Origin of the sequence: Stenotrophomonas sp. 1278 (genome assembly GCF_029892765.1) — a bacterium.
Classification (GTDB): Bacteria; Pseudomonadota; Gammaproteobacteria; order Xanthomonadales; family Xanthomonadaceae; genus Stenotrophomonas; species Stenotrophomonas indicatrix.
Genome location: NZ_JARXWD010000007.1, coordinates 1 through 25,891 on the forward strand (window position 1 = coordinate 1; position 25,891 = coordinate 25,891).

Annotated in this window: 13 protein-coding genes; 4 read left to right on the forward strand and 9 right to left on the reverse strand. The window is 64.6% G+C overall.

Translation table 11 applies throughout. From position 1 onward, the window contains the following. The first annotated feature begins 444 nt into the window (after positions 1-444). The 3 genes from M2299_RS08750 (at position 445) to M2299_RS08760 (ending at position 2,468) form a co-directional block, all read left to right on the forward strand. A complete protein-coding gene (locus M2299_RS08750) occupies positions 445-1,365 on the forward strand; it encodes a DMT family transporter (RefSeq protein ID WP_280884215.1) in 921 nt (306 codons plus the stop codon). After that, complete coding sequence (locus M2299_RS08755) at positions 1,362-1,700, forward strand: MGMT family protein (RefSeq protein WP_223486363.1); 339 nt, start codon at positions 1,362-1,364, stop codon at positions 1,698-1,700. Before M2299_RS08750 ends, M2299_RS08755 begins: the two co-directional genes overlap by 4 nt. A gap of 93 nt (positions 1,701-1,793) precedes the next feature. Beyond that, positions 1,794-2,468, forward strand: coding sequence for a rhomboid family intramembrane serine protease (locus M2299_RS08760; RefSeq protein ID WP_025876091.1), 675 nt, complete (start codon positions 1,794-1,796; stop codon positions 2,466-2,468). A gap of 72 nt (positions 2,469-2,540) precedes the next feature. Here the strand turns inward: M2299_RS08760 and M2299_RS08765 are convergent, their stop codons facing one another. Beyond that, a complete protein-coding gene (locus M2299_RS08765) occupies positions 2,541-4,127 on the reverse strand; it encodes an NAD(P)/FAD-dependent oxidoreductase (protein ID WP_280884216.1) in 1,587 nt (528 codons plus the stop codon). Then, positions 4,124-4,606 (reverse strand): VOC family protein, encoded by a 483-nt coding sequence (locus tag M2299_RS08770; protein ID WP_025876095.1) that lies wholly within the window; start codon positions 4,604-4,606, stop codon positions 4,124-4,126. The genes M2299_RS08765 and M2299_RS08770 overlap by 4 nt, the downstream gene beginning before the upstream one ends. A 125-nt stretch (positions 4,607-4,731) precedes the next feature. Between M2299_RS08770 and M2299_RS08775 the strand changes: the two genes are divergently transcribed. Beyond that, the gene (locus tag M2299_RS08775; RefSeq protein ID WP_280884217.1) at positions 4,732-6,387 is read left to right on the forward strand and encodes an SDR family oxidoreductase; all 1,656 of its coding nucleotides are present in this window, start codon (positions 4,732-4,734) and stop codon (positions 6,385-6,387) included. 62 nt (positions 6,388-6,449) lie between these two features. Here M2299_RS08775 and M2299_RS08780 read toward each other — a convergent pair whose 3' ends face one another. The 7 genes from M2299_RS08780 to M2299_RS08810 form a co-directional block, all read right to left on the reverse strand. Then, positions 6,450-8,456: a M13 family metallopeptidase gene (locus M2299_RS08780; RefSeq protein ID WP_025876099.1), complete on the reverse strand. Its 2,007-nt coding sequence runs from the start codon at positions 8,454-8,456 to the stop codon at positions 6,450-6,452. 311 nt (positions 8,457-8,767) lie between these two features. Beyond that, positions 8,768-10,873 carry a M13-type metalloendopeptidase gene (locus tag M2299_RS08785; protein ID WP_025876101.1) on the reverse strand — a complete coding sequence of 702 codons (2,106 nt, stop codon included), beginning with the start codon at positions 10,871-10,873 and terminating at the stop codon, positions 8,768-8,770. A 189-nt stretch (positions 10,874-11,062) separates the two neighbouring features. Then, positions 11,063-14,053: a TonB-dependent receptor gene (locus M2299_RS08790; protein ID WP_099784952.1), complete on the reverse strand. Its 2,991-nt coding sequence runs from the start codon at positions 14,051-14,053 to the stop codon at positions 11,063-11,065. A 463-nt stretch (positions 14,054-14,516) separates the two neighbouring features. Further along, positions 14,517-17,402: a TonB-dependent receptor gene (locus M2299_RS08795; RefSeq protein WP_025876105.1), complete on the reverse strand. Its 2,886-nt coding sequence runs from the start codon at positions 17,400-17,402 to the stop codon at positions 14,517-14,519. A 181-nt stretch (positions 17,403-17,583) separates the two neighbouring features. Next, the gene (locus M2299_RS08800; RefSeq protein ID WP_100436729.1) at positions 17,584-19,605 is read right to left on the reverse strand and encodes a prolyl oligopeptidase family serine peptidase; all 2,022 of its coding nucleotides are present in this window, start codon (positions 19,603-19,605) and stop codon (positions 17,584-17,586) included. Positions 19,606-19,795: 190 nt separating this feature from the next. Next, a complete protein-coding gene (locus M2299_RS08805; protein ID WP_280884218.1) occupies positions 19,796-22,600 on the reverse strand; it encodes a TonB-dependent receptor in 2,805 nt (934 codons plus the stop codon). 389 nt (positions 22,601-22,989) lie between these two features. After that, the gene (locus M2299_RS08810) at positions 22,990-25,797 is read right to left on the reverse strand and encodes a TonB-dependent receptor (protein ID WP_059064743.1); all 2,808 of its coding nucleotides are present in this window, start codon (positions 25,795-25,797) and stop codon (positions 22,990-22,992) included. Between the last annotated feature and the right edge of the window lie 94 nt (positions 25,798-25,891).

Sequence of the window (25,891 nt, forward strand, 5' to 3'; positions counted from 1 at the left end):
CGCTGCAAGTCCCCCTCCGGGGCCCGGCCCAGCCGCTGGCGGCTGTGCGTTCGGGCGCTTGCGAAGCAGTGCTTCGCAAGCAAAGCGCCCTCACCCCCGCAAGCTCGGTCGCCGCTTGCTCGTGTGCGCTGTCCTGCGCACACGGAAAGACCGGGGTTGGGCGTCCTGCCCAACCCGCCCGAGGCGTGCCTCGGGCCCATGCCGCGGACACCCCCGCAACCGGACCCACCCCGCCTTCGACAGACTCCTGCGATCTGTCCGAACTGCGTTCTGTGTTGCTGTTGGTGGGTGTCGACCTTGGTCGACACGTAGATCCACGCCATGCGTGGATCAGGAGTTGCAGTGAGCATGAACGGACATCGGATCGTTCGCCCGGAAGTGCCATGAGACAATTGAAAGCAATCCGGCTGCTTCCAGCCGCCCATACGCCCCGTTTTTTTCCTGATGTCCACTTCTTCCCCCCGTATCGCCACCACGTCCCCGCGCATCGCTCTGGGCGGCATCGGCCTGGCTGCGATCGGCGCCATTGCCGCCTCGGGCAAGGCGATCATCGTCAAGCTGGGGCTGCGCCATGGCGTGGACGCGACCACGCTGCTGGCGCTGCGCATGCTGATGGCGCTGCCGCTGTTCGCGCTGATGGCGGTGTGGGCCTCGCGCCGCGCGGCGCCGTTGTCGTGGGCCGACCGCGTACGCGTGCTGTGGCTTGGCTTCACCGGTTACTACCTGTCCAGCCTGCTGGATTTCCAGGGCCTGCAGTACATCAGCGTGACACTGGAACGGTTGATCCTGTACTTGAACCCGACCCTGGTGCTGCTGATCAACGTGCTGCTGGCGCGGCAGCGGCCGGGTCGGTGGCAGGTCGGCGCGCTGGTGCTCAGCTATCTCGGCGTGCTGATCGCGTTCGGCCATGACCTGCAGCGCGAGGGGGGGCAGATCATCCTCGGCAGCCTGCTTGTGCTGGGCAGTGCGCTCAGCTACGCGCTCTATCTGTTCGGCAGCGGCCAGGTGGTCGCCCGTATCGGTGCGGTGCGTCTGACCGCCTACGCCAGCTGCGTGGCCAGCGTACTGGTGCTGCTGCATTTCACCATTACCCATCCGCTGCCGTTGCTGTGGCAGGCCCCCGCTGCCGTGCAGTGGCTGTCGCTGATCAACGCGACGGTCTGCACCGTGCTGCCGGTACTGGCGATCATGCTGGCGGTGCAGCGCGTCGGCTCGTCGCTGGCTGCGCAGGTGGGTATGCTGGGCCCGGTTTCCACCATCGTGATGAGCCTATGGCTGCTCGACGAACCGATGGGGCCGGCGCAGATCGCCGGCACCGTGCTGGTCCTGATCGGCGTGCTGCTGGTGACGCGGCTGCGCCGCTGACGCCGGAGCAGGCGCGTGCCCGCATCCTGGCGGTGATCCATGCGATCCCGCCAGGGCAGGTGATGGGCTACGGGCAGGTCGCGATGCGCGCCGGCCTGCCCGGACGCGCCCGGCTGACCGCACGCATCCTCGGCCAGAATGACGATCCCTCGCTGCCCTGGCACCGGGTGCTGCGCTCGGATGGGCGCATCGCCATGGCTGAAGGTTCGGCTGGCTGGCGCGAACAATCGCAGCGGCTGCGCGCCGAGGGTGTCATCGTCGAAAACGGCCGGGTGCGGATGCCCGCGACCGACCCGGCGGCGGCGCTGGATGCGGCCGTATGGGGGCCGGGCTGATCGCTGCCTGCGACTGAACGGGCGACCGTCCGCTGTGGTCAAAAAGGGCCGGTGCTGCGGCTATGATGGAGGCCGTTCCATGCCGGTGTCCCCATGTTCCCGCGACTGCCAACCGTCACCAAGGCCCTGTTGATCGCCAACGCGATCCTGTTCCTGCTGCAGCAGCCGTTCCTGCTCGGCATGCAGACCTTCGAGCCGTTCATGCTGCAGCCGCTGCAGCAGGGCTTCGATGCGTTCTCGCCGGGCGGCAATTTCCAGCCCTGGCAGCTGCTGACCTACGGCTTCCTGCATGGCAGTTTCTTCCATCTGTTCTTCAACATGCTGGCCGTCTTCATGTTCGGCGCGCCGCTGGAACAGACCTGGGGTGAGAAGCGCTTCCTGACCTACTACCTGGTGTGCGTGGTCGGCGCCGGCCTGTGCCAGTTGCTGGTCGGCACGATGCTCGACAATCCGGCCACGGTGCTGGGTGCGTCCGGTGGTGTGTTCGGCCTGCTGCTGGCTTACGGCATGCTGTTCCCCAACCAGCGGGTAATGCTGCTGTTCCCGCCGATTCCGATGAAGGCGCGTACGTTCGTGATCCTGTTCGGCGTGGGCGAGCTGGTGCTGGGCATGACCGGCTGGCAGCCGGGCGTGGCCCATTTCGCGCACCTGGGCGGCATGCTGTTCGGCTGGCTCCTGATCCGCTACTGGCGTGGCCAACCGCCGTTCAACAAGCGTCGTCCCCCGGGCCCGCCGAAGCGCCCGAACCACCTGCGCAGCGTGAAGTGAGGCGCAGGTGGGTGCCAACCTTGGTTGACACGCCTTGACGCCGGTAGGTGCCAACCTTGGTTGGCACGCATTTCATGCATCGGCCAGCACCACCTGCGCCGCGTTGTGCCCGGGCGCGCCGGTGACCCCGCCGCCCGGATGCGTACCCGCACCGCACAGGTACAGGCCGGGCAGGGCGCCGCGATAGCCGGCCTGGCCGACCATCGGCCGCGCCGAGAACAGCTGGTTGGCGCTGAGCGCACCGTGGAAGATGTCGCCACCGATCAGCCCGAACGTCCGCTCCAGATCCAAGGGTGACAGTGCCTGTCGACCAAGCACGCTGTCGGCGAAGCCGGGGGCGAAGTGATCGACGGTGGCGATCATCAGGTCGGCGACGGTGTCGCGGTGATCATCCCAGTGTCGGCCATCGGGCAGCTCCGGCGCCACGTGCTGGCAGAACAGGCTGGCCACATGCTGCCCGGGTGGCGCCAGCGAATCATCCAGCGTGCTCGGAATCAGCATCTCCACGATCGGCTCGCGCGACCAGCCCTCGCGACGTGCGTCCAGCCAGGCGCGGTCCATGTAATCCAGGCTGGGCGCCATGATGATGCCGGCACTGAGGTGATCGCCGGGGCCGGGCAGGGCGCGGAAATCCGGCAGCCGCGACAGCGCGACGTTCATCCGGAACGTGCCCGAGCCGCAGCGCCAGTTCGCCATGCGTTGACGGGTGGTGACAGGAACCTGGGCGGGCTGCAGCAGTTGTTCGTACAGCAGCTTCGGGTTGACGTTGGCCACCACGGCACGTGCGCGCAGGCTCTCGCCGCCGGACAGCGCGACGCCGACCACGCGCCCGTCCTCAACCAGCAGGCGCTGCACGCCGGCATCGACGCGCAGCTCGGCGCCGGCCGCACGCGCGGACGCGGCGATGGCCTGGCTGATCGCGCCCATGCCACCGATGGCGTGGCCCCACGCGCCCTTGACCCCGTTGCACTGGCCGAACACGTGATGCAGCAGTACGTAGGCGCTGCCTGGCGTGTACGGGCTGGCGTAGTTGCCAACAATGCCATCGAAACCAAACAGGGCCTTGATCGGCTCGCTTTCGAACCAGCGATCCAGGTACTCGGCGGCCGACAGCGTGAACAGGTCCAGCAGTTCCTGGCGCAGTGCAGGGTCGAGTGCGGCCAGCTCCCGTCCCAACCGGCCCATCTGCCACAACGCCGGCAACGCACGCCAGCCGGCCATCACCCCGAGGTCGGGCGGCGGACGCAGCGCCCAGTCGCGCAGCACATCGGCAAATACCTCCAGGCGCGCTTCATAGGCGGGCAGCGCCTGCGCATCGCGTTCGGAGAACTTCGCCACCTCGGCCTGGGTGCGGCCAGGTGCGGACAGCAGGTAGCGGCCATCAGGCAATGGCAGGAAGTTGTTGGCCGGCCGCGCGACGATGCGCAGCCCGTGCGCATGCAACTGCAGCTCCTCGATCACCTTCGGCTGCAGCAGCGACACCGTGTACGAGGCCACCGAGTTGCGGAAGCCCGGGTGGAACTCCTCGGTGACAGCCGCACCGCCAAGGATGCCGCGACGCTCCAGCACCAGCACCCGTTGCCCCGCGCGCGCCAGATACGCCGCGCACACCAGCCCGTTGTGGCCGCCACCAACGATGATCGTGTCCAACGTCGTCATGCGTTGCGGATCGCCGCTTCGATGGTGGCGATGTCGATCTTCTTCATCGGCATCATCGCGTTGAAGGCCCGCTTGGCCAGGGCCTTGTCCTTGCTGGTCACCGCTTCGATCAGCATGCGCGGGCTGATCTGCCAGGACACGCCCCATCGGTCCTTGCACCAGCCGCATTGGCTTTCCTGGCCACCGTTGCCGACGATGGCATTCCACAGGCGATCGGTCTCGGCCTGGTCCTCGGTGGAAATCTGGAACGAGAACGCTTCGCTGTGCTTGAAGGTCGGGCCACCATTGAGACCGACGCAGGGAATGCCGCAGACCGTGAATTCGACGGTGAGCACGTCCCCCTGCTTGCCGTCGGGGAAGTCGCCGGGCGCGTGATGCACAGCGGTTACTTCGCTGTCGGGAAAGGTCTTCGCATAGAACGTGGCGGCCTCGAGCGCGCCGTTGTCATACCAGACGCAGATCGTGTTCTTGTGAGCCATGGCGGGGCTCCGCAGTGGACGAAGGCGCAGCGATAGCATGGGCGGTGTTAATGCCGGATCGTGCTGCACTGCGGGAGCTGTCGGCCCCGCGCTACCATGGCCGGACGACACGACAGGGATGATGCGTGAAGATCCTGATTCTGGGTGGATATGGGGTGTTCGGGGGGCGTCTGGTCCGCTTGCTGGCCGACCTGCCGATGCTGGAACTGCTGATCGGTGGCCGCAACCTGGCGGCGGCACAGGCCTTCTGCGCAAGCTATGTGGGGCAATCGACGCTGCGTCCACTGCAGATCGACCGGCAACGCCTGGCCACGGCCCTGCAGGCCGAGCGACCGGAGCTGGTGGTGGATGCCTCCGGTCCTTTCCAGGACTATGGCGAACACCGCTATGGCGCGATCGAAGCCTGCATCGCCGCCGGCATTGATTATCTGGACTTCGCCGACGCGGCAGACTTCGTATTCGGCGTTTCGCAGTACGACGCGCAGGCCAGGGCGGCTGGCATCTACGCACTGTCAGGCGTCAGCAGTTTCCCGGTATTGACCGCGGCAGTGCTGCGCGAGATGGCCACGCACATGGACATCGTCAGCGTGGAAGGCGGCATCGCGCCATCGCCCTATGCCGGCATCGGCCTGAACGTGATGCGTGCGGTGGTCGGCTATGCCGGTTCGCCGGTGAAGCTGCGCCGCAACGGTCGCGATGGGCACGGCATCGGCCTGGCCGAGAGTCGCCGCTTCACCGTCGCGGTGCCGGGGCGGCTGCCGCTGCGCAACCTGCATTTCTCGCTGGTGGATGTGCCGGATCTGCAGGTGCTGCCACCCGAACATCCGACGATGACCGACATCTGGATGGGGGCTGGCCCGGTGCCGGAGATCCTGCATCGCGTGCTCAATCTGCTGGCCAAGGCGCGCCTGCACCTGAAACTGCCATCGCTGGAGCCATGCTCGCGGTTGTTCTATACCGTGTTGAACCTGATGAAGTTCGGCGAGCATCGCGGCGGCATGATCGTGCGCGCCGTGGGCACCCGCGATGGTGCGCGTGTGGAACAGAGCTGGCACCTGCTGGCCGAGGCCGATGACGGCCCGTACATCCCGTCGATGGCTATCGAAGCGGTGATCCGCAAGCAGCTGGCCGGTGATCGGCCGTCACCGGGTGCACGCCCGGCCACGCATGCGCTGGAACTGTCCGACTACGACCGGCTGTTCGACGGACGCACGATCCATACCGGTTTCCGCCGCGACATGCCCGGTGCCAGCCTGTACCAGCGCCTGCTGGGCAGCGCGTACGCGCAGCTGCCGGCCAGCGTGCAGGCGTTGCACGCACCGTCTGCCGCCAAGCGCTGGAGCGGCACGGCATCGGTCGAACGCGGTGGTGGGTTGTTGTCGCGGTTGCTGGGGAACGTGTTCGGTTTTCCGGCAGCGGGCGAGGCAGTGCCGGTCAGCGTGGAGTTCACCGCAGAGGCGGGTGGTGAGCGCTGGACACGGACCTTTGCCGGCCGTCGTTTCTCTTCGTTGCAGACGCAGGGGCAGGGGCGCAACGAAGCGCTGCTGGTCGAACGGTTCGGTGCGGTATCGGTAGCGTTGGCACTTCTGGTCGACAACGGGCGGCTGCAACTGGTGCCGCGACGCTGGTCGATCCTGGGCCTGCCGTTGCCGCAGTGGCTGTTGCCCGGGGAGAACAGTTTCGAGGGTGATGAGGATGGGCGCTTCGTCTTCGACGTGGAGATCGGCGCGCCGGTGGTGGGGCGGATCGTGCATTACCGGGGAACGTTGAAGCCCGCGTGATGTCCACCGACGAAAAAGGGCGCCACGAAGGCGCCCTTTCCGTTACCGCTGTTGCATCAACCTCAGCGCCAGACCTTGATCTGCTCGCCGTCGGTGCGCTGCATCGGCTGGCCCGGCTTGCAGCTGAAGCTGGCGCCGAAGGCCGGCAGGTTCGACAGCGGGCCGTTGGTGCGCCAGCGGCCCGGTGCACGGATGTCGGCGGTCAGGCGGCGTGCGGCCTCGTTCGGCGACAGCTGCTGCGGCCACAGTGCGGCCCAGGCGCGGAAGAAGCCCTGCTGCTGTGCCGGCTTGGCCTTCGGCTCCTGCGCGGTGTACGCGGCCCAGGCCAGCTCCAGACCGGCGATGTCGGCCAGGTTCTCTTCCTGGGTCAGCGTGCCGTTGACCTTGGCCCCCTTCACGCCGGGGAACTCGTAGGCGCCGTACTGGCTGGCGACACGGGTGCCAAGCAGGGTCCAGGCGGTCTTGTCGGCCGGGGTCCACCAGCTGCGCAGTTCGCCCTTGGCATCGACCAGCGCACCCTTGGCATCGATCGCACGGGTCAGCTCGTGGCCGACCAGGCCGCCGAAGCTGCCGAACTTGTCGGCAGCATCGGCCTTGGCGTTGAACACCGGGCCCTGCAGGATCGCCGCAGTGACGATCAGCCGGTTCTGCGCCAGGTCATAGGCCAGCGACGGCTGCTGCGGCAGCACGTCCCAGCGGCGGTCGGCGTTGCCCTTGCCGATGCGCTTCATTTCCTCGCGGTGGCGCCAGGTGGACGCGATCAACATGTTGCCGCCGAACGAACCACGGCCCATCGGCTGCACGCTGTAGTCCAGGTCACGCAGCGGGGTGCCGATCTCGATCTTCAGCGCGGCCAGCTTGGCCTGCGCTTCGGTCTTGGCCTCGGCGCTCATCCAGCTGTTGTTCTTGACCGCTTCGATCTGCACTTCACGCACCTTGTCGACGATCCAGGCCGCCTGGCGGCGGTCTTCGGCGGACAGGTAACGGGCTGCGTATTCGCGGCCGACCATCGGGCCAGCGGCCACGTTGATCGCGTCCAGCACGCTTTCCCAGCGCTGCGGTGGCAGGGTTTCACCACGCAGCACGCGGCCACGGAACTCGAACTCCGCATCGCGGTACGCCTTGGACAGGTACGGCGCCATCGAGTCGCCCACGCGCCAGCGCAGGTAGGCCTTCCACTGGTCCGGCTTGAGCTTGGTGACCATGCCGTCGAGCTGCTTGAACAGCGCCGGGTCGGCCAGCGATACCAGGTCATCGTTGACGCCCTGCGCCTTCAGGAACGCGTCCAGCTGCAGGTTGCGGTAGCGGCTGTTGAGGTCCTTGGTGGAGATCGGCGCGTAGTTGTTGAACGGGTTGTTGATGCCCGCCAGCGACTGCGCATTGCGGGCCAGTTCGGTTTCCAGCGCGATCACCGCCTGCGACTCGGCGTCCAGCTTGGCCGCCGGGGTGCCGGTCAGTGCGAGGATCTGCTTGACGTAGTTGCGATAGCGGCCCATCAACGCGACGGTGTCGGCGTCGGTGCGGGTATAGAAGGCCGGATCAGGCAGGCCCATGCCGCCCTGCATGAAGTAACCGATGTGGCGGTCCAGCGCCTTCAGGTCCACGTCCGGACCGAAGTTGAAGGCCACCGGGATGCCGACCTGGTGCAGCGCGGCGATCGAGGCCGGGACATCCTTGGCCTTCTTGATCGCGTTGATGCGGGTCAGCAGCGGTGCGATCGGGTTGGAGCCGTCGGCTTCCACGGCCGCTTCGTCCAGGCCGCTGGCCCAGAAGTCGCCCAGCAGCTTCTGCACGTTGCCCTGCGGCGCCTTCATCGAGGCGTCCAGCAGTTCACGCTGTTGCTGCCGGCTGCGGTCGACCAGCTGGCCCAGTGCGGTGGCGGCGCCGGTCTGCGGCACCGGGTTGGCCTTCAGCCAGCCTGCGTTGGTGGCGTCGTAGAAATCGCTGCACTGCGCACTGACGGCCGGGGCGCGTGCGGCCTTCTTCTTGGCGGCGAACGCATCGTGGGTCGGAACCAGGGTCGCCAGGCTGATGCCCAGGGCGATGGCAAGCGGACGGAAGTTGGGCATGTAGAACGAATCCGTGATGGATTGAGGGCGGGCGAACTATAGCAAGCCGCGCATGGGCACGGGATGCACGCATCACGGTGGTTCCGCCGGGCATGGCCCGGCGCTACGGGGTGGGTGGCATGGGCACGGGATGCACGCCTGCTGGCGGCTCCTCTGTGCCATGCGCCGACCAAGGTCGGCCTCTACCAGCGGCTTGGGCGAGCGCCGGCGCCAGTAGAGCCACGCCATGCGTGGCTGCGGCCACCGCGCGGAAAAACAAAGGCCCGGGAAATCCCGGGCCTCTGCAGGCAAGCCGTGGCCTCAGCCGTGGCTTACCAGATCACCACCTGCGAGTCGCCGGTGCGCGACATCGGCGTACCCGGCTTGCACTGGAAGGCCGCGGTGAAGGTCGGCAGGTTCGACGGCGCACCGACGGCGCGGAACTGCGCCGGCGCGTGCGGGTCGGTTGCCAGGCGGACCTTGGCGTTCTCCGGGGTGTACTTGGTGCGCCACACGGTGGCCCAGTTGAAGAAGAAGCGCTGATCGCGGGTGAAGCCATCGATCTTCGCGTCTTCCTTGCCGGCCGACGCCTTCTGCAATGCGTCGTAGGCGGTGGCCAGGCCACCCAGGTCGGCGATGTTCTCGCCCAGGGTCAGATGGCCGTTCACGGCCTGGCCGTCGACCTTGTACTGGTCGAACTGCTTGACCAGCTTGCCGGTCAGGCCAGCGAAATTCTTCGAATCGGCTTCAGTCCACCAGTTCTCGAAGTTGCCGGTCGGCCCGAAGCGGCTGCCCTGGTCGTCGTAACCGTGGGTCATTTCGTGGCCGATGACCGCACCGATACCGCCGTAGTTCAGCGCGTCGTCCGCCTTGGCATCGAAGAACGGCGGCTGCAGGATGGCGGCCGGGAACACGATCTCGTTCTGCAGCGGGTTGTAGTAGGCGTTGACCGTCTGCGGGGTCATGCCCCACTCGGTCTTGTCCACCGGCTTGCCGATCTTGGCCAGGTTGTACTGGTAGTTGAACGCGGTGGCCGCGCGCACGTTGCCCAGGTAGCTGTCACGGTTGGTCTGCAGGCCCGACCAGTCACGCCACTTGTCCGGGTAACCGATCTTCGGAGTGAAGGTTTCCCACTTGGCGATGGCCTTGGCCTTGGTCTCTTCGCTCATCCAGGACAGGCCCTGGATGCGTTCCTTCAGCGAAGCGGCCAGGTTCTTCACCAGCTCTTCCATCTTCGCCTTGGCTTCCGGCGAGAAGGCGACCTTCACGTACAGCTGGCCGAAGGCTTCGCCGGCATCGCTCTCGATGGTGCCCAGCACACGCTTCCAGCGCGGCTTCTGTTCCTTCTGGCCATTGAGGGTCTTGCCGTAGAACTCGTAGTTTTCCTGCACGAACGCATCGGCCAGGTACGGCGAGGCGCCGTCCACGGTGTGGAAGCGCAGGTAGGCACGCCACACCGACGGATCGGTATCGCCCAGCGCCTTGCTCACTTCCTGGTGGAAGGCCGGGATGGCCAGCGAGAACTTCTCCGGCGCGGCCACGTTCTGCGACTTGAAGAACTCGGTCCAGCTGAAGTTCGGGGTCAGCGCATCGGCTTCGGCCAGGCTGACCGGGTGGTAGTACAGCGAGACATCGCGCGACAGCTCGACGCTGGACTTGGATGCCTTGGCCAGGCGGGTCTCGAACTTGACGACTTCTTCAGCCTGCTTTGCGGCATCGGCAGCGGCCACGCCGGACAGCTCCAGCACCTTGGCCACGTGGGCCTGGTAAGCCTTCAGCTTGTCGGCCTTGGACGCATCGGTATAGAAGGTCTTGTCCGGCAGGCCCAGGCCGCCCTGGCTGGCGTAGGCCATGTTCACGGCCGAGTTCTTGAAGTCGGCTTCGGCGCCGAAGCCGAACAGCACGTTCTCGCCCTTGGCGGCGCTGGTGCGCAGGTAGTTGGCGATGGCGGCCTTGTCCTGCAGGCCGTCGATCGCGGCCAGGTCGGCCTTCAGCGGCTCGATGCCCTGGGCGTTGACCTTGGCTTCGTCCATGCCGGTGGCCCACAGGTCGCCGACGATCTTCTCGATGCCGGCCGGGTTCTTGACCTGCGCGACCTGCTCGGCCAGCTGGTGCTGCACGGCCACCGAACGCTCGTCGAGGATGGTGAAGGCGCCCCAGCTGGTGCGGTCGCCCGGAATCTCGTTGGCGGCCAGCCACTTGCCGTTGACGTAGTCGCCGAAGGCGGTGCAGGCGTCAAGGTTGCTGTCCAGATCGCTGGCCTGGAAGGCGTTGTAGGCCGGCAGCTTGCTCTCGTCGAGCTTGTAGGTGGTGGCGGCGTCGGCCGCGGCCGGCGTGGAGGCGGTGGCATCCTTTGCCGGGGTTTCGTTCTTGCCGCAGCCGACCAGCGCGGCCGAAACGGCCAGGGTCAGCAGCACGATCTTGGGAGTACGGGTCACTTGAATGGCCTCCAGGCCGAGTGAGTCAGGGAAGGGCCGGGGGAACGGCCGTGGGCCGAACGATACGCCGCCGGCCCACACTGCAAGGGTGTCGAAGGTCATGGCCAGGCGCAAGGGGGCCTTGCCGGCACCGGAAAAGACAGACCCGGCAAAAGCCGGGTCTGTCGGGGTACTGCATGTGTTGCTGGATCAGAACTTGTAGGTGGCGCCCATGTACATGTAACGGCCGATGTTGTCGTACATCGCCGAACCGACGTCGGAGCCGAAGTAGTTCACCGGCGGATCCTTGTCGAAGGCGTTGTCCACGCCCAGGTAGACGTCGATCTTGTCGCCCGGGAAGCGGTAGCCGAACTGGAAGTTGTGGTAGACGTACGAACCGTTGCGGATCGGGCTGCTCTGGCCCGGGTTGGCCTGGTAGCTCTTGGGCTGCACGCGCAGGTTGCTGCTCACGTAGTTCAGGTCCCACGACGCGCGCCACTGACCCAGCGAGTACTTGGTCTGCAGCGAACCGCGCCAGCGCGGGTCGGTCACCCAGGTGACGTTCTCGTCGTACTCGTTCGGGAAGTCCTGGAAGGCCCACTCACGCGACTGCAGCAGGCGGGTACCGACCAGGCGGATCACCGTGTCGCCCTCGGCGAGCTTGAAGCGGTAGTCCATTTCCAGATCGACGCCGACGCGACGCGAGCGCGCCAGGTTTTCGTTCAGTGCAACCCAACGGCTGATCGAATGTTCCGGGAAGGTGCGGCCGCCCGCATCGGTCTTGCCACCGACCGGTGCGCGCTCGATGAAGCCGCAGAAGCTGTTGTTGATGCCTCCCGGAGAATCCACGCAGCGGGTGGCATTGGTCTGCGCGGTCACTGCGCCGATTGCATCCTTCAGGCTGATCCACCAGTAGTCCACCGACATGCCGAAGCCCTGCAGGAAATCAGGCTGCCAGACCAGGCCATAGGTGAAGCTGCGCGCGCGCTCCGGCTTCAGGTTCGGGTTGCCGCCGCTGACACCCGGGCGGGTTGCGGTGTAGGTATCGACCCAGCCCACCGGCACGCCCAGCGCCGAGCAGTTGGCCTGGCGCAGGGCCGGATCCGCTGCCGTATTGGGGCGATTGGAATTGGTGGCCAGGTAGTTGCAGGGATCGTTGACGGTGGCGAAGTTCTCGCTCTGCGGGTTGTACAGTTCGCCGATGCTCGGCGCACGCACCGCCTGCGACAGGGTGCCGCGGGCACGCAGGGACGGAATGATGGTCCAGTCCAGGCCGACCTTCCAGGTGGTGGTCTTGCCGATGCTGCTGTAGTCGGACCAGCGACCGGCAGCGTCCATGGTCAGGTTGTAGATGCCCGGGATGTCGGCCAGCAACGGCACGGTGGCTTCGACGAACGCTTCGCGCACGTCGTACTTGCCCATCCGGTTGGGGATCGCGTTGAGGAAGGTCAGGCCCTGCGCTGCCAGCGGATCAGTGATTTCGCGGCTCTTCTCGCGGCGGTATTCCACGCCACCGGCCACGCCGACGTCACCTGCCGGCAGGCTGAACAGCGAGGCGTTGGCCAGCGAGGCGCTGAACACCGACTGCTGCAGGCGCGAATAGTTGAACGAATCGACGTTCATCCAGTCGCGTGCCGCCTGGGTCACCGCGCCATTGCCGAACACCGAGAACGGCACGCAGCCTTCGCGGGCGAACTGCGAGTACACGCGGTTGCCGTTGTTGGGGTTGGTGGCGTTCGGGTTCAGCGTGGTGCGGCAGACGATCTGGCCGGTGGACGGATCGACCACGGTGTCCAGGCCTGCCTGCCAACGCTCGTTGATGCGGTTGTTGAGGTTCCAGCGCTTGACTTCGCTCTGGCCCCAGTTGCCGTACACGTCGTAGGTCCAGTTCTCGGTCAGGTTGCCTTCCACGCCGAGCACGAAGCGCTGGGTGTTGCGCTCCACGTGCTCGCCGCGCTGGCCGGCATCGACGTTGAAGCGGCTCAGGGTCAACTGGCTGGCGCCGTTGGCGGCCATCAGCGCGCGCAGCTGCGGCGAAACGTAGGCATTGTCACGCTGGATGCGCAGGGTCTGGTCGAACGACGGCTGGGCCAGGAAGTCCGAGACGGTCTCGGTGTACTTGCCTTCGAAGTACAGGCGGTGGTTGTCGGTCAGGTCGAAGTTGACGACCGCATTGACGCTCTTGCGGTCGAAGCCGGGCTGCAGATCGGCGACCGAATTGAGGTCGGCGAAGTCGCAGTTGACGCAGCTGGTGGTGCTCGGCATCACCCCGTCATAGCGCTGCGGGCGGTAGGTGCCATCCGGATTGAACTGGTAGCGGTTGCCCCAGGTCGCCTTGTTGGTGGGCGAGAACGCCCCCAGCGTGAAGGTGCCGCCGAAGGAGATCGAGTGGTTGCCACCCGGGCCGCTGAGCACGGTCTGCGGATTGCTTTCGCTGGAGGGCTTGGTCGGGTCGTAGTTGGGGTTCGGCACCGACACCAGGAATTCATTGCCGATCGCGCGGTCGCTGCGGACGAAGCGGTCCTGCTTGCTGTATTCCAGTGCGATCGCGGCGTTGCCGCGGCCGTTGGCGAAATCGGTGCCGGCCGAGGCACTGATGAAGGAGCGGTTGAAGCCGCCTTCACTGGCCATGCCGGTCTGGCCACGCACTTCGGCGCCATCGAACGACTTCTTCATGATGAAGTTGACGACACCGGCCACGGCATCGGCACCGTACACAGCCGAGGCGCCACCAGTGATGACTTCAACGCGCTCGATCCACTCGACCGGAATCGTGTTGACGTCGACTGCCGAGGAGCCGGAGGTCGCGCCGACATGGCGGCGACCATTGACCAGCACCAGCGTACGCGAGGTGCCCATGCCGCGCAGATCCATCAGGCCCACGCCGGCGGTACCGATGAAGCGGGTGGAATTGCCCAGCGTATAGGTCGGGCTCAGCGCCGGCATGCGCGCCATCAGGTCGCCGATGTTGTTGGCGCCGGTGGCACGGATTTCTTCGGCCGTGATGGCGGTGACCGGCGAGGGGGTCACGAAGCCGGTACGCGCGATGCGCGAGCCGGTCACGCTGACGCGGTCCAGGTCGATCGGGTTGTTGCCGGAGCTGGCTTCCTGGGCCAGGGCCGGGGCTGCGGCAGCCATCATCAGGCCGGCGAGCAGGGCGTTGGTCAGCGGGTGGCGACCAGGCGTGCGGTGGTGCGTCATGTGGTGAATCCCCCTAGTGGATGAAGATCGTCCGCATCCCTGCGGTTGTTACGGTCATGTTCATGGTTTGTCCTGACCTTGATCGAACCTAACACGCGCTTAACGGGAAATGCATGGTTTCGTCACACTTTGTCACTCGGAATGTCAACGGCGTACATGAAATTGCAACAAATACAGATGCTTAGTCTCATTTGTGATGTGCCGAATCTGGCGGTACGGGCTCTATATGAATGGCCTGTTAAGTCGCACTTTGCGCAAAAAGGTGTCTCGCCAGGACACCGCTTGCCTCCTGCGTGGCGACGGGGGAGTGGTGGGCGGTGAGCGCATTCAGGAGCCATTTGTGTGCCGCGGGGCGTGGTGTCAGCGCTGGCGGTGATCGGCGGTCACGGTGCGCCGCCCGCTTGCCGCGGGCAAAAGAAAAGGGCGGCCGGAGCCGCCCTTTTCATGTGCTGCAATGCTGCGATCAGAACTTGTAGGACACGCGCGCGAAGAACGTGCGGCCGTACCAGTCGTACTGGGATGCGTACAACGGCGTGTTGCCATAACGGGTGCCGGCGGTGTTGGAGATCAGGTCCGGCTCCTTGTCGAACAGGTTGCGCACGCCGACCATGATGTTCCAGTCATCCATGTCGTAGCCGACAGAGACACTGTGGCGGAACTGCCAGCCGGCCTTGATGTCGCGGGTCGCGTTCTGGTAGCCGGAATAGGTAAAGTTCCGGTCCAGGTCCTTGTTCTGGGTGCTGCTGACGTACGTGCCCTGCCAGTTGAACGTCCAGTCACCCCGTTCCAGGCTGACGCTGGCCAGGCCGACGGTCTTCGGCCGGCCGATGTAGCCGACCTGGTCGGAGGTGGTGATACCACTGTCAGAAGCCGAGTCGAACAGCTGGTACGTATCTTCGATGGTGTAGGTGACCTGCGCTTCGGCGGAAATCTTGCCGAAGGAGAAGTCGTTGTCGTAGTTGACCTGGAGGTCGTAGCCGCGGGTGCGCTCGCGGTTGATGTTCACGTATTTGTTGTAGATCGTGGTGATGTTGTTCGGCGCCGACGCGTTGGTCGGGCTGTTGCGCACAATCTGGTCACAGAATGCGTTGGGGAACACCGCCGAGCCGTAGCAGCCGAACACGATGTCGTACTCGTCGAGCTGAGTGATTTCACCGCGCACGTCATAGTCGAAGTAATCCAGCGCCACGTTGAGGTTGGCGAAGGTCGGGCTCCAGACCAGGCCAAGGGTCTTGGCCTTGGACGTTTCCGGCTGCAGGTTGTTCTTGCCGCCGCCACCGGAATAGATGGTGGCGCTACTGCCGCCGCCGCCGGTATAGGTGTCCGGAATGCCGGCCGCTCCGCAGTTGGCACGGATGAAGGTGTTGTTGCTGTCGCCCCACTGGATGCAGGGGTCGATCTGGGTCTGCGGCAGGAAGCCGGTCTGATCGCCCAGGTACAGCTCGTACAGGCCCGGCGCACGGAACGAGGTGCCCATGGTGCCGCGCACGCGCAGTGACGGGATGATCTGCCAGTTCACGCCGGTCTTCCAGACGTGATCCGAGCCCGGCACCGAGTCGTACTCGAACACGCGGCCGGACAGGTTGACCGACAACGATTCAATGCCCGGGATGCCCTTCAGCAGCGGTACGTCGACTTCGGCGAACGCTTCCTTGACCTTGTCGGTGCCACGGGTCGGGCCGGCAGAGGTGGAATTCCAGGAGCGGTCCGCGAGTGCGAAATCCGACGGCGTGTCATCGATCTTGTACCTGCGGAACTCGACACCGAATGCCGAGGCGACATCGCCGGCGGGCAGGGTGAACAGGTTGCCGCTGAAGATCGCGTTGGCACTGGTCTGATCGTAAGTGGTCTTGCCGGTGTGGTACTGGCCCACGGCGGCAATCAGCTCATTCATGCGGGTGCCGTTGAGGAAGCCCGGATCGAAGTAGTTCACCGGCATGTCGTCGTCGGTATAGACGAGGTCGCCGGCGCGGTCGACATCGATCGACAGCGCGCCGTACTTGCCGGTGGAGCGGCTGAAGCCAGCGTTGACTTCCCAGGTCCAGCTGTCGGTCGACTTGAACTGGCCATCGAACTTGGTGGTGCCGTAGAAGTAGTCGACCGTGATCTTCTGGTCACTCGGGAACGGCATGATGACCTGGAAGTAGTCATCGGCCGCCTCGCTGTAGACCGTTGGGTAGAACTGGCGCCAACTGTGCGCCTTGGTCTCACGGCGGTTGTACAGGAACTGCGTCTTCCAGTTGAAACTGTCGAAGCTGAAGTCAGTGGCGGCGTACAGCGAGGCACGCTCACGCTGATTGATCACTTCCTGGTCGTGGTAGAACGGGAAGTTCAGGACATCCTGGTAGTACGCGGTGCCGCCGTTGGCGTAGGTCGGAGTCGGGCGCGGGCGCGGACGATAGCCCGGGAACGGGCCCACCGTGCTGCCATCGGGCGAGGGCACGTAGCGGATTGCCGGGTTGTTGTAGTTGATGATGGTATTGGCGTACAGGTTGCCGGTGCTGCAGCCTGCCAGGTTGCTGCCGGCCAGGATCGAGCGATCCTCACGGTCGATCCGCTTGCCGTCAGTGCCCCAGACCATGTCTTCGGCGCAGCGGAAGTAATCGCGATCACCCACGGTCAGTGCGTTCAGACGGTCCCACTGCGCAGCCGCCACGACACTGCCCTTGTCGAAGTTCCAGCCGTTGGCGATCGAGGCAGAGAACTGCTCGCCGCCACCATGCTGCGGCACGCTCATGGAGTAGGTCATCTCCGGACGGTCGATGCTCTTCTTGGTGATCAGGTTGACCACGCCGGCAAGCGCATCGGAGCCGTAGATGGAGGAGGAGCCGTCCTTGACGATTTCCAGCCGCTGCAGGATGGCCTGCGGAATGACGTTCAGATCGAACGCGGCGACCTGGCCACGGGTACCGGCCGGGCCGGGACGCTGGCCGTCGAGCAGGATCAGCGTGCGGTTCGCGCCCAGACCACGCAGCGAGACCGTCTGCACACCGGTGCCGCCTTCGACGACGAAGCCGCCGAACTGGTTGTTCATCTGCGTGGAGCCTGCAGCGATCGAAGACGTCTGCAGGAAGTCGGCGGTATCGAACTGACCGGCAGAGATCGCCTTGTCGATCGAGATGACCTGCACCGGCGACGTGGTCTCGTACTCCGGACGCTTGATCAGCGAGCCGGTGACGACGACGGTGTCAAGTTCGGTGGCGCGCTTGGATGCGGGGGTGGTACTTGACGAAGCAGCTTCCTGCTGTGGTGTTTCCTGGGCGAAAGCAGGGGCGACATGTAGACAGGCCAGAACCGCCAAGGTCAGCGGGACGCGGCTCGGCTTGGAGAGGCGAATGACGTTGCGCATTTCGGTAATTTCCCTATTTGTTACGCTTCGGTTAACGGAGTGTATGTTTGCCGTAAAGTAAATGCAAGATGAACGAAGCGTGCCTGTAATGCTTTGATGTTTAAGGGAAATTCACCTTGTGGATGCGAAACGCCCCCGCTGGCGTATGCCAGGCGGGGGCGCTCAGCGACACGATCTAGGGTCAGAGGCCGCCCGGGCCGCAATCCTTCTTCAGGAAGCCTTCGATGAGGCCCAGCGTTTCCCGTTGCTGGCGTGGGTACCACGGCATGCTGTGCTGCTGGTCGGCAATCAGGTGGTACTGCGCAGGCACCTTGTCCTTCACCGCTTCGTAGAAGCCCTGGGCGTGGAAGGAGGGTGTACGCACATCGCGGTCACCCACGAACAGCATCACCGGAATGTTGGCGCTGGCGGTGTTGCGCATCGGATCCATGCCCTTGACCGTCTGCCCTTGCAGGATGCGCTGCAGGCGGTTGTCGCTCCAGCTGGTGCCCAAGCGTGCGAGATCGGTGACCGGAGCGCCGGCAATCGCGCACTGATACGGGCTGCCTGGGCGAACGGTGGCTGCGGCAGCAGCGAAGCCGCCGTAGGAGTAGCCGAAGATCGCGATGCGGTCCTTCGCAGCGAAACCCTGCGACACCAGCCACGCCGCACCGTCATCATTGTCGTCGGACATCTTCTGGCCCCATTCGCGGTCGCCGGCAATCCACAGGTCCCGGCCCAGGCCAGAGGAGCCACGGTACTGCGGGCGAAGCACGGCATATCCGCGAGACGTCAGCAGCGCGACCCAGCCGGATGGATCCCATTGCACGTAGTCACGCGCCCAGGGGCCGCCGTGTGGATGGACAATGGCCGGCGCCGCGGCATCGCCTTCCTTCCAGCCCGCAGGGAGATCCAGGATGGCAGGAATGACCCGTCCGTCGCGTGCCTTGTAGTTCACCCAGCGTTGTTCGCCCACCGTGCCCTTGCTGATCCACGGACGCTCGCTGCCGAGGCTCACCACCTTTTTCCGATCCAGCAGCAGGAAATGGGAGGGCGGTGCATCCGGACCGGTAGCGCGGAACAGGATCCTCGAGAAATCATCGTTGTAGCGGCTGATCTCGATCTGCCTTCCCGGTGCAGCTTGCTTCAGCGTGTCCTGGATCGATTTCAGCGTCGGGTCGACGTAGACCGTCTGTTGCGAAGGGCCATCGATGGTGAATCCGACCACTTGATTGAAGGTGCTCGGCTGGGTGCTGAAGACAAGGCTTGCGATGGAGAAGTTCGGATTGGCCAGCACCGGTTCGGGATCGAACTTCTGCGCCTTGGCGTCGTACAGATGTGCCTGCACCTTGTCCGAGAAGAGGTCGGTCAGGACGTAGTACTTGCCGGTGGCATCGTCCACACCAGCCAACTCGACCGTATGCCGGTTGGACAGGCGTGTCAGCAGCGGCTTCTGCAGTACGAACTGCCCGGAGCTCGGATCAAGGATCTGAATCTGCTGGTCGTAATCGCCGCTGACCGGTTCGATCTGGCTCTTGGCGAGCACCTTGCCGCTGCGCGGGTCGAACAACGCAGGCTGGGCGCGGGTGCCGCCGCGGAACAGCAGTTCGGTTTCCTTGGTCTTGAGGTTGTACAGGTAGTAATTGGCGGTCAGCGTTATCTCGCTGAGCTGGCGGATGATGACCCGGTCCGGATCCAGCGGCAGCATGTTGACCAGCGATGCGCTGCCACCCAGTTCCAGGCAGCGCTGGGTCTGTTCGCTCACGCCCAGCTTGCGCGTGTTGTCGGCGAATGCTTCGTTGAAGGTCTTCTGGCTCTGGTCGGTCAGGTAGGTCTTGACCACGAATGTCTTGGTCGCACCCGATACGCTGCCCTCGCCGCACCCCCCAAGCTGCCCGGTCCACTCCTGGCGGCCGACCGCCAGGATCTGGTCGGACTTGAGAGCGCCCACGGCAATGAACTTCATCCGGTCGCCCGAGGGCGTAACCACCTTCGGGGCGCCTCCCATTGCGTCGGTATCCCAGCTGGCCAGCGCAGTTTCTTCCGGGTTGCCCGGAGAGGGGATCAACGCGACCAGATGCTTGCCGTCCGGACTCATCGAGACCGACTGCAACGCTGGCATGCGTGCCAGGTCTTCGATCGGGATGGGAGCGGCGTGTGCCGTGGCGCCGGCCAGGGCCATGGAGAGGGCACCGCACAGGGTGCGAGCGGAAATCACGTGCATGTCTTGTCCTTTTGCTGCGCGTTGATCGGCTGAAGCTGACTGGATTGTGAACAAGGTCGAAAGGTAGCAGATCGATGACCTTCCTTGGCAGTGCCAGCGCCGCTCCCCCTCCCTTGCCGCACCGGTGCCACCCAAAGCAGAAGACCCCGCCGGAGCGGGGTCTTCTGCTGTACGGGAACGCGCTGACGGATCAGTTGTTGCCGAACTCGTACTTGGCCTGCACGTAGATGGCACGGCCATAAGCGTTGTACAGATAGTTGTTGTACGGCTGGCCGCTGGTGCCGGCGAAGCTGTACCGCTGGTTGTCAGGCATCTTGTTGAACACGTTGTTGACCATCAGCGACAGGGTCAGGTTGTTCATCGCCCGATAGTTCACGCTCAGGTTGTAGGTGGTGTACGAACCCCACTTGCCGGCCTTGTAGCCGGAGCTGTGGACGTAGTCGTAGCCATTGCCCAGGTAGGCCATGTAGTTCGGCGTCTTGCCGATGTAGTTGGCATACAGGGTGGTGGTCCACTTGTCCTTGGCCCAGCCGATCGAACCGTCGGCGCGCACCTTGGCGTACGAGTCGTACACCCACATCGCATACGGGTCGCGCAGCAGGTCCAGATACTCATCGCCCGGCTGCGGTTGCAGTTCGCGCTTGAGCATGTCGGTGTAGTTGCCGGAGAACTGCAGCGAACCGAAGCGGCCGATGTCCTGTACGTACTTGAAGCTGGCCGTCAGCGCCTGCAGGTTCTGGCTGGCCACGTTCATCTTGGGCGTATAGATCTCATCGAGTACGCCGGAGGCGTCGCGGGTGATCCAGTCGCTGACGTTCTGGCAGCTGGCCGAGGTGTTGTTGGTCTGGCCGTTGCGGCAGTAATACTCGGCCAGCAGCAACTGGTCGGAACTGAGGGTGTTGACCTCGTTCTTGATCTTCCAGTTGTAGTAGTCCACCGACACCGACAGGTTGTTGATGGGCGCCCACACGATGCCGGCGTTCCAGACATCGGCGGTGATCGGCTCCAGGTCCGGGTTGCCGGATTGGGTGCCGAACACCGACACGCTGTCATACGGGCAGCCGGTGGTGTTGGCCGGGTCGTAGCCCAGCTGGCCGCAACGGTAGTAGTCGGTGGAGCCGTTGGCGTAGTAGCCGCTGACACCCTGGAAGGCATCAGACAGGGTGGGCGCGCGGAACGCGGTGCCGTACTTGCCACGGAACAGCAGGCTGTCGATCGGACGGAATTCCAGGCCGACGCTGTAGGTCGCCTTGTCGATGGTGTTGCCACCGATCTTGAAGGCGTCGTAGCGGCCGGAGCCGGTCACCGTCAGTGATTCCAGCAACGGCATGCGCAGTTCGCTGGTCACCGCGTAGCTGCTGCGATGGCCGGCGCCGGAAACCGCGGTGGTGCCCCACACGCTGCCATCCACCAGGCGGGTATCGGGCGTGTAATCCCAGCCTTCGCTGCCGCCTTCAACCACGACTGCGAAGCCGGCGTCGCCGCCGGGCAGCTTGAACAGCGAGCCATTGGTGACCTGCGCACGCAGCAGGTTCTGCCAGGTGCGGCTCTGGCTGTAGGTGTAGCCGGTGAAGCTCTGGAAATCACCGCTCGGCAGTGGCGAGTAGAACGCTTCCCAGTCCGGGCTGTAGATGTTGTACCCGGTGCTGGTGGTGCCCAGCACCGGCCCCAGCACGCGCTGCTCGAAGTAGTCGTTGATCGGATCGTTCCAGCGCACGAAGTTGCGCTCGGTCAACTTGTATTCGCCGCGGGTGAAGCTGGCACTGTAATCCCAGCTGCCGGCCGTGCCGCGGCCGCCGAGCGTGACCTGGTAAGCCTTGTTGCGATCGGTGTTCATGATGTCGCGATAGCCGCCGGCGCCGATGTCCTCCGGCGCGAACACGCGCTGCAGGTTCATGTACTGGCCGCTGTCCTGATCGTAGAAGCGGCCCCAGCCGGAGGAGGTGCCCCACCAGGTGTAGTTCGAGCCTGTGGCGTACTTCACTTCTTCCAGGCTGTAGAGCGCGTCGCCGAACAACTGGAAGTTGTCGTTCACATCGAAGGTCATCGAGCTGTAGATCTGCCCGCTTTCCTTGCCGTTCTTGATGGTCTTGTAGCCGGTGCCATAGACCGAACCGCAGGCCTGGCCGGTCGGCCGGGTGCCGAGCACGGTGGTGCCGTCGAACTGGCCCGCCACGTTGGCGCACAGGTTCGGGTCCATCATGGCGTAGCGGTTGCTGTTGGCCGGCAGCAGCACCAGGAAGTCGTTGGAGACGTACTGGGGGCTGTAGCCGTCGGGATTGTTGACCTTGGTCAGGTCACGCTGATAGCCCCAGATCGGGCTGGTCTTTTCGTACTGCACGTTGACCAGCGCATGGAATCGATCGTCGACACCGTTGAAGCCGCGCGCCGCACTGACGCGTACGCTGTTGCCGCCGCCTTCGGAATAGGCACCGCCACGGACGTTGAGCACACCGCCATCCATGCGCTCCTTGAGGATGATGTTGACCACGCCGGCGATCGCATCCGAACCGTACAGCGAAGACTGGCCGCCGGGCAGGATCTCGATGCGCTCGACGATGTCGATCGGAATGCCGCTGATGTTGTTGAAACTGTCGCTGCCGTTGTACAGCGCCGGATACGAGAGCATCGGGCGGCCGTTGATCAGGTACTTGGTGTAGCCGGGGCTGAGCCCGAACATGCCGGCGGCCTCGGCACCCTGGGTGAACGAAGCGGAGGTCTGCCCGCCCTGCAGGCCGCCGGTCGACAGCGAGGACTGCTGCAGGACGTCGGCGACGCTGGTGAAACCTCGGGTCTGGATGTCCTCGGCGGTGACGGTCAGGACCGGCGTGTGGTTCTCGATCTGCGTCTGCGGGATCAGTGAACCGGTGACGGTGACGCGGTCAAGCTGGGTCGGGCCGGTGTCCTGCGCGTGGGCTGCGCCGGAGGCGAGCAGGGTGCAGATCAGGGCAAGGGTCAGGGGGTGACGCGAAGGCGTGGAGCGATGGCGAGACATGATGGATCCCCGTAATGAGCGATGTCGTCTGGCTGATGTCCTCCCTGACATCTTCATGATGTGTTCAGTTGCAATCCATTCAGCCGGACCGTAACACGACGTTCACGTTGTCAAAACGGTCCCGTCACACGGATGTGCTGCTCATCGGAAGAAAAGTCCTTTGAAATCAGTGCGTAAACGCGATTGTCTGGGAATGTTTCAAAATGTTGCGTTGCGGAACAAAATTGATCGAAGCCGATGTTTCGTATGTAGATCAAGGGCTTGCTGCCTTCGCGGATGCTTTTCTCATTATTTAATTTATGAGACTGATTTTGATCTTCCGTCTCAATTGACGGGCATGAAAAAGGCCCCGCCTAAGCGGGGCCTCCCGGGCAGTGCGGGCGCGGCGCTTACTTCCCCCCGAACTCGTACTTGGCCTGCACGTAGACCGCACGGCCGTAGGGGTTGTAGATGCTGCTGTTGTACGGTGCGCCGATGTTGCCGGCGTAGCTGTGGGCCTGGCCGTCGGGCATCTTGTTGAACACGTTGTTGACCATCATCGACAGCGTCAGGTTGTCCATCGCCTGGTAATTCACGCTCAGGTTGTAGGTGGTGTACGAGCCCCACTTGCCTGCCTCGTAGCCGGACGGATGCACGTAGTCGTAGCCCTTGCCCAGGTATGCCATGCGGTTGGGCGTCTTGCCGATGTAGTTGAAGTACACGGTGGTGGTCCACTTGTCCTTCGCCCAGCCCACCGCACCGTCGGCACGCACCTTGGCGTACTGGTCGTAGTTCCACATCGCGTACGGGTCGCGCAGCAGGTCCAGGTACTCGTCGCCCGGCTGCGGCTGCAGTTCGCGCTTGATCATGTTGGTGTAGTTGCTGGAGAACTGCAGCGCACCGAAGCGGCCGATGTCCTGCACGTACTTGAAGCTGGCCGTGACCGCCTGCAGGTTCTGGCTGGCGATGTTCATCTTCGGCGTATAGATCTGCTCCAGCTTGCCGGTGCCATCGCGGGTGATCCAGTCGCTGACGTTCTGGCAGCTGGCCGAGGTGTTGTTGGTCTGGCCGTTGCGGCAGTAGTACTCGGCCAGCAGCAACTGGTCGGAACTGAGGGTGTTGACCTCGTTCTTGATCTTCCAGTTGTAGTAGTCCACCGACAGCGAGAGGTTGTTGATGGGCGCCCACACGATGCCGGCGTTCCAGACGTCGGCGGTGATCGCTTCCAGCTCGGGGTTGCCGGACTGCTCACCGAACACTGATTCGTTGGCATACGGGCAGCCAACCGTGTCGCTCGGGTTGAAGCCGAGCTGGCCACAGCGGTAGTAGTCGACCGAGCCGTTGGCGTAGTACCCGCTGCGGCCCTGGAAGGCATCGGACAGGCTGGGCGCGCGGAAGGCGGTGCCGTACTTGCCGCGGAACAGCAGGCTTTCAATGGGACGGAATTCCACGCCGATGCTGTAGGTCGACTTGTCGACGGTCTTGTCGGCGATCTTGAATGCGTCGTAGCGACCCGAGGCGGTCACGGTCAACGACTCCAGCAGCGGCATGCGCAGTTCGCTGGTCAGCGCATAGTTGCTGCGATGGCCGGCGCCGGCCACCGAGGTGGTGCCCCAGACGCTGCCATCAAGCAGGCGCTGGTCGGGGGTATAGGACCAGCCTTCGCTGCCCGCTTCGGCCACCACTGCCAGGCCCGCATCGCCACCGGGCAGCTTGAACAGCGAACCATTGGTGATCTGCGCGCGTCCCAGGTTCTGCCAGGTGCGGCTCTTGTTGTAGGTGAAGCCGGTGAAGGTCTGGAAATCGCCGGCCGGCAGCGGCGAATAGAACGCGCCCCAGTTCGGGTTGTAGATGTTGTAGCCGTCGTCGGTGACGCCCAGCACCGGACCCAGCACGCGGTCTTCGAAGTAGCTGTCGATCTCGTTGGCCCAGCGCGCGAAGCTGCGCTCGGTCAGCTTGTACTCGCCACGGCTGAAGCTGGCGCTGTAATCCCAGTTGCCGACGTTGCCGCGCCCGCCCAGCGTGATCTGGTAGGCCTTGTTGCGATCAGTGCTCATGGTGTCGCGGTAGCCGGCCGGGCTGATGTCCTCCGGCGCGAACGCGCGCTGCAGGTTCATGTATTCGCCACTGGCCTGGTCGACGAACGCACCGAAGCCGACATCGCTGCCCCAGAAGGCGTAGCCCGAACCCGAGTTGTACTGCACTTCTTCCAGGCTGTAGAGCGCGTCTGCGAACAGCTGGAAGTTGTCGTTGACGTCAAAGGACATCGACGAATAGATCTGGCTGCTTTCCTTGCCGTTCTTCAGCGTCTTGTAGCCGGCACTGAAGGGCGAGCCACAGGATTCGCCGGTGGCACGCGTGCCCAGTACGGTGGTGCCGCCGAACTGGCCGGCCACGTTGGCGCAGCGGCTCGGGTCCATCATCACGTAGGCGTTCTGCTGGTCCGGCAGGTACACCAGGAAATCGTTGGTCGGAACCTGCGGCGTGTAGCCTTTGGTGTTGTTCTGCTTGGTCAGGTCGCGCTGGTAACCCCAGATCGGGCTGCTCTTCTCGTACTGCACGTTGACCAGTGCGTGGAAGCGGTCATCAAAGGCGTTGAAGCCATGCGCGCCGCTGACGCGGAAATCGTTGCCGCCACCCTCGGTGTAGGCGCCGCCGCGCACGTTCAGCACGCCGCCGTCCATGCGGTCCTTGAGGATGATGTTGACCACGCCGGCGATCGCGTCCGAGCCGTACAGCGATGACTGGCCGCCGGGCAGGATCTCGATGCGCTCGACGATGTCGATCGGGATGCCGCTGAGGTTGTTGAAGGTATCGCTGCCGTTGTAGAGGGCAGGGTAGGACAGCATCGGCCGTCCGTTGATCAGGTACTTGGTGTAGCTCGGGCTGAGGCCGAACATGCCCGAGGCTTCGGCGCCCTGGGTGAACGACGCGGAGGTCTGGCCGCCCTGCAGGCCGCCGGTGGTCAGCGAGTTCTGCTGCAGCACCTCGGCAACGCTGGTGAAGCCACGGGTCTGGATGTCCTCGGCGGTGACGGTCAGGACCGGCGTGTGGTTCTCGATCTGCGTCTGCGGGATCAGTGAGCCGGTGACGGTCACGCGTCCGAGATCGGTGGGAGTGTTGTCCTGGGCGAGCGCGATCGCGCTGCTGCTGGCCAGGATCAGGCCGCTGAGGACGGCGCGGGTGAGCGGGTGACGCGGGAAGCCATTGCGAGACATGCGGTACTCCGTGTGGTCGTGAGAAACGCGTTTTCCCTTTCCTGGGAACTCATGGATGGTTCAGCAGCCGGTGGACGCAGAAAGGCGGCGTTTT